The 16184-nt window shown below is 65.5% G+C and carries 11 protein-coding genes and 3 pseudogenes; 13 read left to right on the forward strand and 1 reads right to left on the reverse strand.

The features are described 5' to 3' along the window. Positions 1-1030 precede the first annotated feature (1030 nt). The 11 genes and pseudogenes from DC522_RS28805 (at position 1031) to DC522_RS28860 (ending at position 13466) form a co-directional block, all read left to right on the forward strand. Positions 1031-2225: pseudogene (locus DC522_RS28805) on the forward strand (cytochrome P450). Between the two features lie 94 nt (positions 2226-2319). Then, positions 2320-3612: a cytochrome P450 gene (locus DC522_RS28810; RefSeq protein ID WP_116531969.1), complete on the forward strand. Its 1293-nt coding sequence runs from the start codon at positions 2320-2322 to the stop codon at positions 3610-3612. Position 3613: 1 nt separating this feature from the next. Beyond that, positions 3614-3922 (forward strand): ferredoxin, encoded by a 309-nt coding sequence (locus DC522_RS28815; protein WP_116531970.1) that lies wholly within the window; start codon positions 3614-3616, stop codon positions 3920-3922. Then, a complete protein-coding gene (locus tag DC522_RS28820; protein WP_116531971.1) occupies positions 3909-4748 on the forward strand; it encodes an SDR family oxidoreductase in 840 nt (279 codons plus the stop codon). Before DC522_RS28815 ends, DC522_RS28820 begins: the two co-directional genes overlap by 14 nt. Next, positions 4748-6083: pseudogene (locus DC522_RS28825) on the forward strand (cytochrome P450). The gene DC522_RS28820 and the pseudogene DC522_RS28825 overlap by 1 nt, the downstream one beginning before the upstream one ends. A gap of 105 nt (positions 6084-6188) precedes the next feature. Then, positions 6189-7187: a polyprenyl synthetase family protein gene (locus tag DC522_RS28830; protein WP_047191652.1), complete on the forward strand. Its 999-nt coding sequence runs from the start codon at positions 6189-6191 to the stop codon at positions 7185-7187. Positions 7188-7494: 307 nt separating this feature from the next. Further along, on the forward strand, positions 7495-9045 hold the full coding sequence (locus tag DC522_RS28840; RefSeq protein ID WP_116531972.1) for a hypothetical protein: 1551 nt from the start codon (positions 7495-7497) through the stop codon (positions 9043-9045). Next, positions 9042-9944, forward strand: coding sequence for a hypothetical protein (locus tag DC522_RS28845; RefSeq protein ID WP_116531973.1), 903 nt, complete (start codon positions 9042-9044; stop codon positions 9942-9944). Before DC522_RS28840 ends, DC522_RS28845 begins: the two co-directional genes overlap by 4 nt. An 85-nt stretch (positions 9945-10029) precedes the next feature. Next, the gene (fni, locus tag DC522_RS28850; protein WP_116531975.1) at positions 10030-11112 is read left to right on the forward strand and encodes a type 2 isopentenyl-diphosphate Delta-isomerase; all 1083 of its coding nucleotides are present in this window, start codon (positions 10030-10032) and stop codon (positions 11110-11112) included. Positions 11113-11268: 156 nt separating this feature from the next. Then, positions 11269-12415 (forward strand): IS3 family transposase gene (locus tag DC522_RS28855; protein ID WP_371680765.1). Its coding sequence is split into 2 segments (ribosomal slippage): positions 11269-11526 and positions 11528-12415, totalling 1146 coding nucleotides; the frame shifts between segments, so codons are not numbered across the junction. Between the two features lie 211 nt (positions 12416-12626). Beyond that, complete coding sequence (locus tag DC522_RS28860) at positions 12627-13466, forward strand: hypothetical protein (protein WP_047191649.1); 840 nt, start codon at positions 12627-12629, stop codon at positions 13464-13466. A gap of 29 nt (positions 13467-13495) precedes the next feature. Here the strand turns inward: DC522_RS28860 and DC522_RS28865 are convergent. Then, positions 13496-13654: pseudogene (locus DC522_RS28865) on the reverse strand (IS256 family transposase); the annotation flags it as partial. Positions 13655-14199: 545 nt separating this feature from the next. Here DC522_RS28865 and ltrA point away from each other — a divergent pair. Continuing rightward, positions 14200-15522, forward strand: a complete 1323-nt coding sequence (gene ltrA / locus DC522_RS28870) for a group II intron reverse transcriptase/maturase (protein ID WP_245444655.1) — start codon at positions 14200-14202, stop codon at positions 15520-15522. 189 nt (positions 15523-15711) lie between these two features. Continuing rightward, positions 15712-16184 (forward strand): transposase (locus tag DC522_RS28875; RefSeq protein ID WP_165820355.1); only part of this gene is annotated, 473 nt, incomplete at its 3' end.

A 16184-nucleotide genomic window follows, 5' to 3' on the forward strand; every position in this document is an offset into this window, starting at 1 on the left:
CCACTTGGCCTTCACGACACTCGGATGCGCACTCATCTGCTTCAATCAATGCAAGCGGTTTTGTTAGATGCTCTAAGTGTTTAGATGGGATTGTCTAATCGCAGCTCATTGATCAAGTCCTTTCTCGCAATTGCTCAACGATGTCATTGCCGGTCGTTTGACGGGCGGCGAACAGAAGGCAGATATTGCGGCCGCGCTACGTACTCGTTTGGCGCCATTGATGGCCGGTTGCCGGGAGCAGGGTCGTCTTCGCGGTCGACACTGGGAGCATTAGGATCTGTGGGGCACTCAGTCATGAATCAGTTTCAGGAGCCCGCCATCTCACCATGTTTACCTGCCGGTCAGCGAGAGCTGCCCTCGAGCGCTCCATAGCCGCCCCACAAAACCTCATGCTCTCGTGACTCCTGTCTGAGAGGTGGGCTCCAACACCCCATCTTCTCAGGCTGGACGCACCTCGGCAACCGTGCTCGTCACGCCGCGGAGCGGCTTCGTTCAATCTCACGCCAACATGCTCAGCGACAGCCATCCCTGGAAATATGTTGGGCCCCCGACACCTCCTGTCGGCTTTGTGGAGTCCCCGACACGGTGCTGTGTGGCCTAGCGTCCTGCCGCACTCTCATTGAAGTCGTTGAATAATCTGCAGAACATTTCTTCTGCGGCTCTTTCTGCGCAGTTGGCTTGCCTTTTGCAACTTCCTCGTTGCGCGGCGCAGTAGCTGCCGACCGGATCTTCAGGTTTGGGTGACAGCGCGATCAATGGAATGAGGGAAGGGAAGCAACGTGTCAGGGCAGCACCATCAACTTAAGCTGATAAACGCTCCTTCAGGCCATCCCGTGATGCTAGAAGCGCATGTATGATCAAAATATTGTCTCGCGTGGACAAACGTGAATCTCAGTCGCCCTTTACAGGGATCTGGCGCTGACCATGGCCGCGGAGGACGTCGTCTACATGCCGTCATACGTCATTCGCTGCCCGCAGCGCCTGCCGGCCACCTTCCGCCCTTCCATCGCTTAGAGAGTGAAGTGCCACCATGTCCGAACAACCCTTGCCGACGCTGCCGATGTGGCGCGTCGATCACATCGAGCCCTCGCCCGAGATGTTGGCGCTACGCGCCAACGGTCAGATCCACCGCGTGCGCTTCCCGTCCAGGCACGAAGGCTGGTGGGTGACAGGCTACGACGAGGCCAAGGCGGCGCTGTCCGCCGCGGCGTTCCGGCCCGCGGGAATGCCGCCGGCGGCATTCACCCCGGATTCGGTGATTCTCGGTTCGCCGGGGTGGCTGGTCTCGCACGAGGGGGGCGAGCATGCCCGGTCACGCACGATCGTGGCGCCGGCCTTCAGCAACCGCAGGGTGAAGCTGCTCGCGCAGCAGGTCGAGGCGATCGCCGCGCAGTTGTTCGAGACGCTGGCGGCCCAGCCCACCGACCTGCGGCGCCACCTCTCCTTTCCGCTTCCGGCCATGGTCATCAGTGCGCTGATGGGCGTGCTCTACGAGGATCACGCCTTTTTCGCCTGGCTGTCCGACGAGGTGATGACGCACCAGCATGAAAGCGGCCCGCGCAGCGCGTCGCGCCTAGCTTGGGAAGAACTGCGCGCCTACATTCGCGGCAAGATGCGGGACGAGCGCCAGGATCCGGGCGACAACCTGCTGACGGATCTGCTCGCGGCGGTCGACCAGGGCTAGGCGACCGAAGAAGAGGCGATCGGCCTGGCGGCGGGCATGCTGGTGGCGGGGCACGAGAGTACCGTCGCGCAGATCGAATTCGGCCTGCTGGTCATGTTCCGCCATCCGCAACAGCGCGAACGCCTGGTCGGCGATCCATCCCTGGTGGACAAAGCGGTGGAGGAAATATTGCATGTACCCGCCGGGCGCGGGCTGGGACGGCATCATGCGCTATCCGAGGACCGACGTGACCATCGCGGGAGTGCATATTCCCGCGGAGAGCAAGGTACTGGTCGGCCTGCCGGCGACGTCGTTCGATCCGCGCCATTTCGACGACCCGGAAATCTTCGACATCGGAGGCGACTAAAAGCCGCACCTGGTGTTCTCCTACGGGCCGCACTCCTGCATCGGCATGGCGCTGGCCAGGCTGGAACTCAAGGTGGTGTTCGGTTCGATCTTCCAGCGCTTTCCCGCGCTGCGCCTGGCCGTGGCGCCCGAAGAACTGAAGTTGCGCAAGGAGATCATCACTGGCGGGTTCGAGGAGTTCCCGGTGCTCTGGTGATGCGCGGACGCCGCCGGGAATCGCGATCTTCTCCGCAATTTGCCGGCGCGCCTGGCGCGCGCCGGTCAGATCAGCCAGCCAACAGGTAACCAAGATGGACGAGCAAGAAACCACGGCAGCATGCCGGGACGCCTTCGCCGAACTGGCGTCGCCAGCGTGCCACCACGACCCGTATCCGTTCATGCGGTGGTTGCGCGAGCACGATCCGGTGCATCGCGCGGCGTCGGGCCTCTTTCTGTTGAGCCGCCACGCCGACATCTACTGGGCGCTCAAGGCCACGGGCGATGCGTTTCGGGGGCCGGCGCCGGGCGAACTGGCGCGCGATTTCCCGCGTGCGGCGACCAGCCTGTCGCTCAATCTGCTGGCGTCCACGCTAGCGATGAAGGACCCACCAACGCATACGCGTCTGCGCCGGCTGATCTCGCCCGATTTCACCATGCGCCAGATCGACAACCTGCGGCCGAGCATCGCGCGCATCGTCGCAGCGCGCCTGGACGGCATAGCGCCCGCGCTGGAGCGCGGGGAGGCGGTGGACCTGCATCGAGAATTCGCGCTGGCCGTGCCCATGCTGGTCTTCGCCAAACTGTTCGGCATGCCCCAGGACGACATGTTCGGGCTCGCCGCCGGCATCGGCGCCATTGTGGAAGGCCTGGGCCCGCACGCCAGCGATCCCCAGCTCGCCGCGGCGGACGCGGCCAGCGCCAGGGTGCAGGCCTACTTCGGCGACCTCATACAGCGCAAGCGCACCGATCCCCGCCACGACATCGTGTCGATGCTGGTCGGCGCACACGACGACGATGCCGACATGCTGTCGGATGTGGAGTTGATGAGCATGCTGTGGGGCATGCTGCTGGGCGGCTTCGCCACCACTGCTGCGACCATCGACCATGCGGTCCTGGCGATGCTGGCGTATCCCGAACAGCGGCACTGGCTGCAGGGAGACGCCGTGGGGGTGAAGGCATTCGTCGAAGAAGTCCTGCGCTGCGACGCGCCCGTCCTGTTCAGCCCCACTCCGCGTATCGCCCAGCGCGACATCGAACTGGGCGGCGTGGTGATCCCGAAGAACGCGGACGTGCGCGTGCTGATCGCGGCCGGCAATCGCGACCCGGACGCCTTCGCCGATCCCGACCGCTTCGATCCCGCGCGGTTCTACGGCACCAGTCCTGGCATGTCGACCGACGGGAAGATCATGCTGAGCTTCGGCCACGGCATCCACTTCTGCCCCGGTGCGCAACTGGCGCGAGTGCAGTTGGCCGAGAGCCTGCCGCGGATCCAGGCGCGCTTCCCCACGCTGGCATTGGCCGAGCAGCCGACCCGGGAGCCCTCCGCGTTCCTTAGGACGTTCCGCGCGCTGCCGGTGCGGCTGCATGCGCAGGGGAGGGGCTGAGATGCGCGTCGTGGTCGACCAGGATCTGTGCGGAACCACCGGGCAGTGCGTGCTGACGCTGCCGGGCACCTTTCGCCAGCGCGAACCGGACGGCGTGGCCGAAGTGTGCGTGGCGACGGTCCCGCAAGCGCTGCACGCCGCCGTGCGGCTCGCGGCCAGCCAGTGCCCGGTCGCCGCCATTCGGGTCATCGAAAGCGACGCTGGCGATGACGAACGCGCCAGCGCCGACCCTGCGCCTTCTCCGGCGGAGGCCGAGTGGCATGCCGCGAAAGACCAACGCAATCCAGGAGGACACGATGGGACGGCTTGAAGGCAAGGTGGCCGGGGTGACCGGCGCCGGCATCGGCAAGGCATGCGCCCTCGCCATCGCACGCGAGGGCGGCAGAGTGGTGGTGGCCGACATTGATGGCTCGGCGGACATCGCCTGCACCGCACAGATCGCGGCCGAAGCGGGCCACGCGCGGGCCCTGGCCATGGACATCGCCGATGCGCAGGCGGTGGCAGCGCCGTTCGAGACGGCGGAGCGGCACTTCGGAAGGGTCGACCTGCTGGTGAACAACGCGCGCGCCATGCATCTGACCCCGCGCGACCGCGCGATCCTCGACCTGGACCTGGCGGTCTGGGATCAGACCATGGCGACCAATCTGCGCGGCACGCTGCTCTGCTGCCGGCAGGCCATCCCACGGATGATCGCCCGCGGCGGTGGCGCGATCGTCAACATGTCTTCGTGCCAGGGGCTCAGCGGCGACACTGCGCAGACGTCCTACGCCGCGTCGAAGGCGGCGATGAACATGCTGTCGGCCTCGCTCGCCACCCAGTACTGTCATGCGCAGATCCGCTGCAGCGCGGTTGCGCCGGGTCTCACCATGACCGAGCGTCTCCTCGCCAAGCTGGACGGGTGCATGCAACGGGATCTGCGCCGGCACCAGCTCCTGCCGCGCGTCGGCCCCCCCGAGGACGTGGCCGCGCTGGTGGCGTTCCTGCTCTCCGACGATGCTGCGTTCATCACCGGCCAGGTCGTGTGCATCGACGGCGGCGTGCTGGCGCATGTGCCGACGTACGCCGACGGTGGCAACAGCCGCGCCGCGCGGCTTGCCGGCGACACCGCCGAAGCGGCCGCTGCGCCGCGCTGCTGATGGACATGCTGCTCAACCCGCTGGACCGTCGGCACCGGCTGCGGTACGACATCCCGGTCGTGCCCGGCGCTTTCCCCTTGGTCGGGCATCTTCCCGCCACCGTCTGCGACCTGCTGCGGCGCGCGGAACGGATGCTGGGCAGCCACTTCTGGCTGGATTTCGGCCCTGCCGGACACCTGATGACCTGCGTGGATCCGGATGCGTTCGCACTGCTCCGGCACAAGGACGTGTCCTCGGCGCCGATCGAAGAGATCGCGCCCGAATTGCTTGGCGGAACGTTGGTCGCCCAGGACGGCGGCGCGCACCGGCAGGCGCGCGATGCGATCAAGGCGGCGTTCCTGCCCAAGGGGTTGACCCAGGCCGGCATCGGCGACCTGTTCGCGCCCGTCATCCGGGCGCGGGTGCAGGCGTGGCGCGACCGCGGCGACGTAACCATCCTGCGCGAAACCGGCGACCTGATGCTCAAGCTCATCTTCAGCCTCATGGGAATCCCCGCGCAGGACCTGCCGGGATGGCATCGCAAGTACCGGCAACTGCTGCAGTTGATCGAAGCGCCCCCGGTCGACCTGCCCGGACTGCCCTTGCGGCGCGGCCGCGCCGCCCGCGACTGGATCGACGCGCAGTTGCGCCAGTTCGTCCGCGACGCGCGCGCGCATGCCGCGCGCACCGGGTTGATCAACGACATGGTGAGCGCCTTCGATCGCAGCGACGATGCGCTCTCCGATATCGTCCTGGTCGCCAATATCCGCTTGCTGCTGCTTGCCGGTCACGACACCACCGCCTCGACGATGGCCTGGATAGTAATCGAGCTGGCGCGGCAGCCTGTGCTGTGGGACGCCCTGGTCGAGGAGGCGCAACGCGTGGGCGCGGTGCCGACCCGGCACGCGGACCTGGCGCAGTGTCCGGTCGCCGAGGCGCTGTTCCGCGACACGCTGCGCGTGCATCCGGCGACCACGCTCCTGCCGCGTCGCGCGCTGCAGGAATTGCAACTCGGCCAACGGCGCATTCCCGCGGGCACCCATCTGTGCATCCTGCTGCTGCATTTCTCGACCTCGGCGCTGCTGCACGAGGCGCCTGATCAGTTCCGCCTGGCGCGGTGGCTGCAACGCACGGAGCCGATCCGGCCGCTGGACATGCTGCAGTTCGGTACCGGCCCACACGTCTGCATCGGCTACCACCTGGTATGGCTGGAACTGGTGCAGTTCTGCATCGCCTTGGCGCTGACCATGCACAAGGCCGGGGTGCGGCCGCGGTTGCTGAGCGGCGTCCAAAAAAGGCCGGCGCTATTACCCGACCGCACATCTGCCCATGACAATCCGCATCGGATTCTCATGAGCTGGCATCGCATGCCCCGTGTGGCGAGGCAGCGGCGCCGGCAACACCGCGGCGGCTCGCCGCTCGCCGTGGCCGTCTCCTGGTAGGGACAAGGACATGAACAACATGCAGACCGGTTCCACGCTACACGACGACCGAACTGGCGTTTCCGCGCTCGGCGGACTGGGCGCGCAGGCGCGCGGCGCATCCGGCAGGCTGCTGCCGGAGATCTGGATGCAGGACGGCGCAAAGCGGGTCGAACAGGCGCTGGCGCGTCTTCTCTGCGCCGAAGACGACGGTGAGACCGAGCTGATGGCGGCGATGCGCTACGCCACCTTGCATGGCGGGAAGCGCACCCGCGCCTTGCTCTGTCTGGCTGCCGGCGCACTGGCCGACACGCCGGCGCACATGCTCGACGACGTCGGCGCCGCCATCGAGATGATGCACGCCTGTACCCTGGTCCACGACGACCTGCCCGCGATGGACGACGACGTGCTTCGCCGCGGTCTTCCGACCGTGCACGTCAAGTTCGGCGAAGCCACTGCGATCCTGGTCGGCGATGCGCTGCAGGCGCACGCCTTCCTGACCCTGGCGAGCCTGGATGCGCCGGGCGACAACCGTATCGCGCTCGTGCGCGAACTGGCGCAGGCGGTGTCCGCCGAGGGTGCCGCAGGCGGGCAGGCCATGGATCTGTCGCTGGTCGGAAAGCACGTCGAGCTGGACAGGATCGTAGCGATGCACCGGATGAAGAGCGGAGCGCTAGTGCGCGCGTCCGTTCGCATGGGCGCGCTATGCGCCATCGCGGAGGATGCCGCGCACGCTGCTCTGTACTGTGCGCTCGATCGCTACAGCGCCTGTTTCGGCCTGGCGTTGCAGGTGGTCGACGACATTCTCGACGCGACTGCGGATACCGCGACGTTGGGCAAGACCCCCGGCAAGGACGCGGCGGCGCAAAAGCCGACCTGCGCGTCGATCATGGGGCTGCAGGCAGCGCGCCAGTTCGCGCTGGATCTGTTGCGCGACGCCGGGGAGGCCATCGCCCCGCTGGGGCCGCGTGCGGAACGGTTGGCGCAGATGCTGCAGCGGGCCAACGCGTATCTGTTCAAGCACGCGCCATGCGCATGAGCACGCCCGTCCGCATGGAGTCGCCCCTGTGCCGCTGCGATCGGCCGGCGGCAGCTGTGCATGCTGCACTGTGTCCGAGTCCGCGGCGCCGATCGCAGCGGGTACCCAGCACGGCCGCGGCGCACGCGGCGCGCTGCGCGCAAGCCTATGCGGCGGACCGGCGCCAGCATCGGGGTGCGTCGCCGCGCCGGAGCAGGGCGGCCGTCCGGCGCTGTCCATGCGCCGGGCCGCGACGGGCCTGCGGCGACGTGCGCGGCGTCTGCCCGATCCTGGTTCTCGTCAACCGTCTGCAGAAGGAACATCCCGCGTGAACGCACTGTCCGAACAGATCCTTTCCGAATTGCGCCACCTGCTGAGCGAGATGAGCGACGGCGGCAGCGTCGGTCCGTCCGTCTACGACACGGCGCGAGCTCTGCAGTTCCACGGCAACGTCACCGGTCGGCAGGACGCATACGCGTGGCTCATCGCGCAGCAACAGGCCGATGGCGGATGGGGAAGCGCGGACTTCCCGCTGTTCCGCCATGCGCCCACGTGGGCGGCGTTGCTGGCATTGCAGCGTGCCGATCCTCTTCCCGGCGCTGCCGACGCAGTCCAGGCTGCAACCCGGTTCCTCGAGCGCCAGCCCGATCCCTACGCGCATGCGGTACCGGAAGACGCGCCGATCGGCGCGGAGCTGATCCTGCCGCAGTTGTGCGGCGAGGCCGCATCCTTGCTGGGCGGCGTGGCGTTTCCGCGCCACGCGGCGCTGTTGCCGTTGCGGCAAGCGTGCCTGGTCAAGCTCGGAGCGATGGCGACGTTGCCGAGCGGCCATCCGTTGCTGCACTCCTGGGAAGCCTGGGGGACGTCGCCGACCACCGCATGCCCGGATGACGACGGCAGCATCGGCATCAGTCCGGCGGCCACCGCCGCGTGGCGTGCGCACGCCGTGACACAGGGGAGCACGCCGCAGGTTGGGCGCGCCGACGCGTATCTGCAGGCGGCATCGCGGGCGACGCGCAGCGGCATCGAAGGTGTCGTTCCCAACGTCTGGCCGATCAATGTGTTCGAGCCATGCTGGTCGCTGTACACCCTGCATCTGGCCGGGCTGTTCGCGCATCCCGCGCTCGCCGAGGCGGTGCGCGTGATCGTCGCGCAGCTCGACGCCCGCCTGGGCGTGCGCGGTCTGGGCCCGGCCTTGCACTTCGCGGCCGATGCGGACGACACCGCCGTTGCGTTGTGCGTCCTGTGCCTTGCAGGTCGCGACCCGGCGGTCGATGCGTTGCGCCATTTCGAAATCGGCGAGCTGTTCGTCACCTTCCCCGGCGAGCGCAATGCCTCGGTGTCGACCAACATCCATGCTCTGCATGCGTTACAACTGTTGGGAAAGCCCGCCGCCGGCACCAGCGCCTACGTCGAGGCCAATCGCAACCCGCGCGGTCTATGGGACAACGAAAAATGGCACGTTTCGTGGCTGTATCCCACCGCGCATGCGGTCGCTGCGCTGGCGCAAGGCAAGCCCCAGTGGCGCGACGAGCGCGCGCTGGCGGCGCTGCTGCAGGCGCAGCGCGACGACGGCGGCTGGGGCGCCGGTCGCGCGTCCACATTCGAGGAAACCGCCTATGCACTGTTCGTGTTGCACGTGATGGACGGGAGCGAAGAGCCGACAGAGCGCCGGCGCATCGCGCAGGCGGTGGCGCGTGCGCTGAAGTGGATGCTCGCCCGCCATGCGGCGCATGCATTGCCGCAGACGCCGCTGTGGATCGGTAAGGAACTGTATTGCCCCACCCGGGTCGTGCGCGTGGCCGAACTCGCCGGGTTGTGGCTGGCGCTTCGTTGGGGGCGGCGCGTCCTGGCCGAGGGAGCAGGAGCGGCGCCATGATCCAGACCGAACGCGCGCTGCAGCAGGTGCTGGAGTGGGGGCGTTCCCTGACCGGGTTCGCCGACGAGCATGCCGTGGAAGCGGTCAGGGGTGGCCAGTACATCCTGCAGCGCATCCACCCGAGCCTGCGCGACACCAGCGCCCGCACCGGCCGCGATCCGCAGGACGAAACGCTGATCGTGGCATTCTATCGCGAACTGGCGCTGCTGTTCTGGCTCGACGATTGCCACGACCTTGGCCTGATCGCGCCTGAGCAGCTCGCCGCGGTGGAGCAGGCGCTGGGGCAGGGCGTGCCGTGCGCGCTCCCCGGATTCGAGGGCTGCGCTGTGCTGCGCGCTTCGCTGGCCGCGCTCGCCTACGATCGTCGCGACTATGCTCAGCTTCTCGACGATACCCGGTGCTACTGCGCGGCGCTGCGCGCCGGACATGCGCAGGCGGCAGGGGCGGAACGCTGGTCCTACGCCGAGTACCTGCACAACGGCATCGATTCGATCGCCTACGCGAACGTGTTCTGTTGCCTGTCGTTACTGTGGGGGCTGGACATGGCGACCTTGCGCGCGCGTCCGGCGTTTCGCCAGGTCCTGCGGCTCATCTCCGCGATAGGGCGCCTGCAGAACGATCTGCATGGACGCGACAAGGACAGGTCGGCCGGCGAGGCCGACAACGCGGCGATCCTGCTGCTGCAGCGCTATCCAGCTATGCCTGTGGTGGAGTTCCTCAACGACGAGCTGGCCGGCCATACGCGCATGCTGCACCAGGTGATGGCGGAAGAACGCCTTCCCGCGCCGTGGGGACCGTTGATCGAGGCCATGGTGGCCATCCGCGCGCAGTACTACCAGACGTCGGCCAGCCGCTACCGCAGCGACGCTGCGGGGGGAGGCCAGCGTGCGCCGGCCTGAACGCGCGGGAGGCGGCGGCGTGCGCGCGCTGCCGTCGGTCCGATCCGACGCAACGCCGTCGCCCAATGCGACGGATGGAGCGAGCATGAGCGACACCGCCCTGAGCCGGCGCAAGGACGACCATCTGGACATCGTGCTGGATCGGCGAACGGCGACGGCCACGGCCGCCGCCGGCTGGGAGTACATCCGTTTCGAACACTGCGCATTGCCCGAGTTGGACCTGACGCAGATCGACCTGCGCGCCTCGCTGCTGGGCAAGATCATGCGCGCGCCGCTGCTGATCAGCTCTATGACCGGCGGCATGCCACGCGCCGAGGCCATCAACCGGCATCTGAGCGAGGCAGCGCAAGCCTTGGGGATCGCCATGTGCGTCGGTTCGCAGCGCGTGAGCCTGCAATCCCGCAACTCCCAGGGGCTGACGCGCGCGCTGCGCCGCTTGGCCCCAGACATTCCCTTGCTGGCCAATATCGGCGCCGCGCAACTGCGCGAGGCCAACGGCCTGGACCTGGCGCGCCAGGCGGTGGATGCGCTGGAGGCCGATGGACTCATCGTCCATCTCAATCCGCTGCAGGAAGCGGTACAGCCGGAGGGCGACCGCGACTGGCGCGGCGTCCTGGCGCAGATCGCTCGCGCCGCGCGCAGCGTGGGCGTGCCGATCGTGGCCAAGGAAGTGGGGTCGGGCCTGTCCGCCTCGGTGGCCTGTGCGCTCGTCGAGGCGGGCGTGGCGGTGATCGATGTCGCCGGCGCCGGCGGCACCAGTTGGGCCGCGGTGGAGGGCGAGCGCGCCCGCGATGCCGCCGACCGTGCAGTGGCGATGGCGTTCGCCGATTGGGGGGTTCCGACCCCGGCCAGCGTGCAGGCGGTACGTCGGGCGCTGCCAACGGTGAAGCTGATCGCGTCGGGCGGGATCCGCGACGGTGTCGACGTGGCCAAGGCCATCCGCCTGGGCGCGGACATCGCCGGGCAGGCGGCCGGCGTGCTGCGCGCGGCGACGGTGTCCACCGAGGCGGTTGTCGCGCATTTCGAGATCGTCATCCGCCAATTGGCCGTCGCCTGCTTCTGCACCGGCTCGGCTGATCTGGCGGCGTTGCGTCAGGCGCGCTTGTTGCCCTCGGCGCATCTGCCCGCCGGTTGGACTTGCTTCGAAAAAGATACTGCTGGCGAATGAACCTCGTCCGTATTAGTGCATGGCTCGCGGGCACGCCACTTGCACGAACACGTCAATCCGCATTTACCAAGCTCATGATGGCTCCCACTCCAGGATGAGGAGTTCGCCAGCAGTATCGAAAAACTGGAGAGCCTCTCATGAAGCAGGAGGATCTCCATGCCCGAGACACGCTTTACGAAGGAGTTTCGGGACGAGGCTGTGCGGCTCGCCCTGACCAGCGGCCGCAGCCGGCGCGAAATTGCCGCGGATCTCGGCGTCGGCCTGTCGACTCTGCGCCACTGGCTCGACCGCCGTCGCGAGCGTGAGATCGAGAATCCGCCCGAGGAGCGGCAGGAGGATATGGCAGCCGAATTGAAGCGGCTGCGGCGCGAGAACGAGATCCTGCGCCAGGAACGGGAGATCCTCAAAAAGGCCACCACGGCTTTTTCGCCAAGGAGGGAAGTCGATGAAGTTCCAGTTCATCGATGCGGCGAAAGAGAGCTTCCCCGTCCAGCGCCTGTGCCAGGTTCTGGGTGTCAGCCCCAGCGGCTATTTCGCCTGGAGAAGCCGTCCGGCCAGTAGCCGTCAGCGCGAGGATCTGGTGCTGCTGGCTCACATTCGCTCGGCCTTTGCCCGCTCCAACGGGACCTACGGCAGCCCGCGCGTGACCCGCGAGCTGCAGGATGAGGGCCTGACGGTCGGGCGACGCCGCACGGCTCGGCTGATGCGCGAGAATGGCCTCAAGGCTCGCCAGAAGCGCCGGTTCAAACGCACCACCGACAGCCACCACGCCTTTCCTATTGCTCCCAACCTACTGGAGCAGGACTTCGCGGCCGAGCGCCCGAACCAGAAATGGAACGCGGATATCTCGTACGTGTGGACGAGTGAGGGATGGCTGTACCTGGCCGTTGTGCTCGACCTGTTTGCTCGACGGGTGGTTGGCTGGGCGATCAGTGACCGGCTGCACAAGGAGTTGGCGCTCGAGGCGTTGCGCAAGGCTCTGGCAATCCGAAGACCTGGTGAGGGGCTGACCTATCACGCGGACCGCGGCAGTCAGTATTGTTCGATTGAGTATCAGGCCGAGTTGAGGAAGCACGGCATCGGGATCTCGATATCCGGGAAAGGGAACTGTTATGATAATTCGGTGGTCGAGACCTTCTTCAAGACCTTAAAGTCCGAACTGGTCTGGCGCACGGTGTTCCAGCCCAGAGCTGAGGCCAAGGCGGCGATCGGTCGTTACATCGACGGATTCTACAACCCCGCCCGGCGTCATTCGACACTTGACTATGTCAGTCCGGCTCAGTTTGAAAGGCTGGCCGGATAGCTGCCAAAACGCTCTCCAAAAAAGCGGAGCAGGTCCATTCGGCGTATGCCGCAGCTTGATTGATGATTCAGGCGCGAGCGCTGAACCAGGCCGGGTTTTCTCGTACATCCACAGAACGCCTACGCCAGCTTATCGTCAGCCGGGCTGACTATCGTGCGCTGCAGGGCATAACCAGCCTCGAAAATGATGCTCCTTAGGAGTGCGAATCGTCATGTACGGTCGAATTGGTGGCTTTTCCGGTGAATGGACACGCAATGGCGTGGCTGACGAAACAAATTCGTGGACAGCCGACAGCGAGCGAACCCAAAGTTTCTCGGACACTTTCGCCAACATGCACTTAGCCACAGCCGACTCCAACGCTCGCTCATCTTCGCCAGCACCGGCGTATTCCCTCGTTCCCAAACCTCCTGTGGTGGAGATCGACAAGTTTACATTCAGGGAGGAAGCGAAGGCCTTTCATAGTAAAGAAATAGAAGATATCGCCAGCAATCCGCAGGAATATTCGGATTTCGTATCCACACGAGCCAAGAATGCCGCAGAGGTCGCAAAGAAATACGGCACCACTAAAGATTCAGAGCAAGCGCGATACTTCAGCTATAGATTAGGAAGTAAAACTGTCGCCCTCCTACGAACGGAAGGCGGATGCCCTATGACTGACTTCAAAGGCGAAAAGTGGCGGGAACTGTTTCCTGAGCGAACTGACATCACCTCCACTGTCGATCTTCGGGTTACTCATCCGCTTGTCGAGAACGCAGGCGATATTCTGCTGGAGTATCAACTTCGGCTCGACGGCGAACGACCGTTGCTCCTCTCTCGCCCTGGCAACCCGGAAGCAAAAGCCCGCGCGGCGAAGATGGGGTTCGTCGAAGTGGACGATTGCAATATGGTACTTGATCCTACCCAGCATTCCGACAAATGGACAACGAACAGCGCCGGTGAATGGCTGCGTGCAAACAGACCTCAACAATTTCTCTGCAAAGTTGAGGAAAGTGAGAGCAGAGATAACCCTGTAGCAAGCTCCGGCTACGCGTACGAGGACGACTTTATGTGAACTTAGCTCGAGTTCTGCCGCCGCACGGCCGGCAGCTTCAGATCGCGCATGTTCGCCAGGAAGGCTTCCGCTTCGATCTCGATGGCTTGGGCCAAGAGCTTGCGGGCGCCCGCCCTGAGAATATCGGTCAGAGGATCATCGATCTCGTCGTGCTGACGAAGGCGGACAATGTTGGTAGTCTCGTTCATGACGTATCGCTCTCCCGAAGAGGTTCTGGCAGGCTCGTCACCCGCCTCGATACGGTGTGCCCCGATGGCACGCATAACCAGTGGAGGAAGGATCCACCCGGGTAGTTGTCGATAGACCCGGTAGCTGGCGAGCAGTTCAGTTGGGCAACCAGCGGAGCTGAAGCCTCGCGACAAAAGCCGCTTTAAGGCGGCTGAGCAACCCAACGGGCCGTAACGTGAGTGAAGCCTGAGCAGGCCTCGAAAGGCAATGTGCGGATGTCGACCCGGCCGTATCACGGGGAAGACTGCACGGATGGAGAAGCAATCGACAGAAGCATCCATCCGATCCGCCGGGGTAATGGGCACGGCACGCTGGGAAGGTCATGCGGGTAACGGGGGAGGCCCGCTTCGAACGAGGATCGCGACCTCAACGCCGTCGTCAGGATGGCGGTTCGGGCGGGCGTCGGACAGGGTCATAGTACTGATGAAGGCGGGTAATGCCGCCGGAGGGAAGGACCCTGACTTCTGACAGGCTTATCGAAGTTGGAGAGGTGAGGTGATTGGCGATGAGCCTGCAAACACCAGAAAAGATCCGGATCCTTCAGAGAAAGCTCTATCGCAAGGCGAAGACCGAACCGGCCTATCGCTTCTACCTGCTCTACGACAAGATCTATCGCCACGACATTCTGGCTCATGCCTATCGGCTGGCTCGCGGGAATCGCGGCTCTCCGGGGGTGGATGGAGTGACGTTTGCGATGATCGAGGCGGAGGGGCTGGAGCAGTGGCTGGCCGACCTGCGGATGGATCTTGCCACGAAGACGTACCAGACAGCTCCGGTGCGGCGGGTGATGATCCCCAAGCCCGGCGGGGAAAGGCCACTCGGCATCCCGACGGTCCGGGACCGGGTTGTCCAAACCGCAACCAAGCTAGTTCTGGAACCCATCTTCGAGGCGGATCTGGATGAGAGCGCCTATGGCTACCGCCCGAAGCGGAGCGCCACAGACGCAGTCAAGGAGGTGCACCGGTTGATCTGCCGGGGCTACACCGATGTGGTCGATGCCGATCTGGCGAAATTCTTCGATACGATCCCGCATGATCCTCTGATTCAGTCAGTGGCCGGGCGGATCGTGGATCGGAACGTCCTTCATCTCATCAAGATGTGGTTGAAGGCGCCGATTGAGGAACAAAGCGAAACTGGCACGATGATCGTCGGAGGGAAATCGAACGCGCGTGGCACCCCGCAAGGCGGGGTGGTCAGCCCGATGCTCAGCAACCTGTACATGAACCGGTTCCTGAAGCATTGGCGGCGCACGGGACGCCCGGAAGCCTTCGCGGCTCATGTGGTCACGTATGCCGACGACTTCGTCATCCTCAGCCGCGGGCACGCTCCTGCGGCCCTGGACTGGACGAGGGGCGTGATGACGCGCCTGGGGCTCACGGTTCATGAGACCAAGACCTCAGTTCGTGACGCGCGCCACGAGCAGTTCGACTTCCTTGGCTACACGTTTGGGCCACATCGTCTTCGCAAGCGGGCAGGTCACCGGTATCTCGGAGCCAGTCCATCGAAAAGGAGTGTCCAGCGGCTTCAAGACACCGTTGGCGCGATGCTGACGCGGCGTGAGACGCGCCCGCGCGATGAAGTTGTCGCGGACCTGAACCGTGTTCTGCGGGGATGGGCCAACTTCATGTCTATGAACGCATGTGTCGCTTCCTGGCCAGACGGCACAAGGTGCAGACCAGAGGAGTCCGCCAGTTCCCCGCGAGCTTCGTGTTCGGGGCTCTTGGCGTCCTCCGCCTGCAAAGCGCGCACCTTGGCGCCCGGTCGACAGCCTGACGGTGAAGTCAGTCGGAGAGCCGGATGCCGGAAATCGGCACGTCCGGTTCGATGAGCGGGGACGGGAAACGGGGTGTTTGCCCAAGCGGCTCCAAGCTACCGCGCCCGTCCTCGACTCTACTCGCCTTTCTCACACCGTCATCACCCATGTATGGACATCGAGTAATCGCGGGTAGTGCGAGAGCTCTGGCGGAGATGCTGATGAGGCGACAGTCTGATCAGCCCAACAGAGCAGGAGCAGCTGATGACCTACTATGCCGGCCTGGATGTCTCGCAGAAGGAGACCACGATCTGTATCGTGGATGAGCAGGGCCACCGCCTCTGGCGCGGTAAGGCACCGACCGATCCCGAGGCTCTCGCCCAAATCCTGCGCCGGCACTGCTCTGATCTCCAGGTTGGCGTTGAGACCGGTCCGCTGATGCCTTGGCTCGTGCACGGGCTGCGCCGCCATGGCGTAGAGGTGATCTGCCTTGATGCCCGCCATGCCAAGGCCGCTCTGGCGATGCAGCTCAACAAGAATGACCGCAACGATGCCGAAGGGCTGGCTCAGATCGTGCGGACCGGCTGGTATCGCAGCGTTCACGTGAAGTCTTTCGACGCTCACCGCCTCCGGTCTCTGTTGGGCGCCCGCCGGCAGCTCGTGGGCATGACCACTCAACTCTCCAACCACATTCGTGGCATCCTGAAGGTCTTCGGTCTGGTGGCGGGTCCCGTCCA

The organism is Microvirga sp. KLBC 81 (assembly GCF_003075415.1).
GTDB lineage: Bacteria > Pseudomonadota > Alphaproteobacteria > Rhizobiales > Beijerinckiaceae > Microvirga.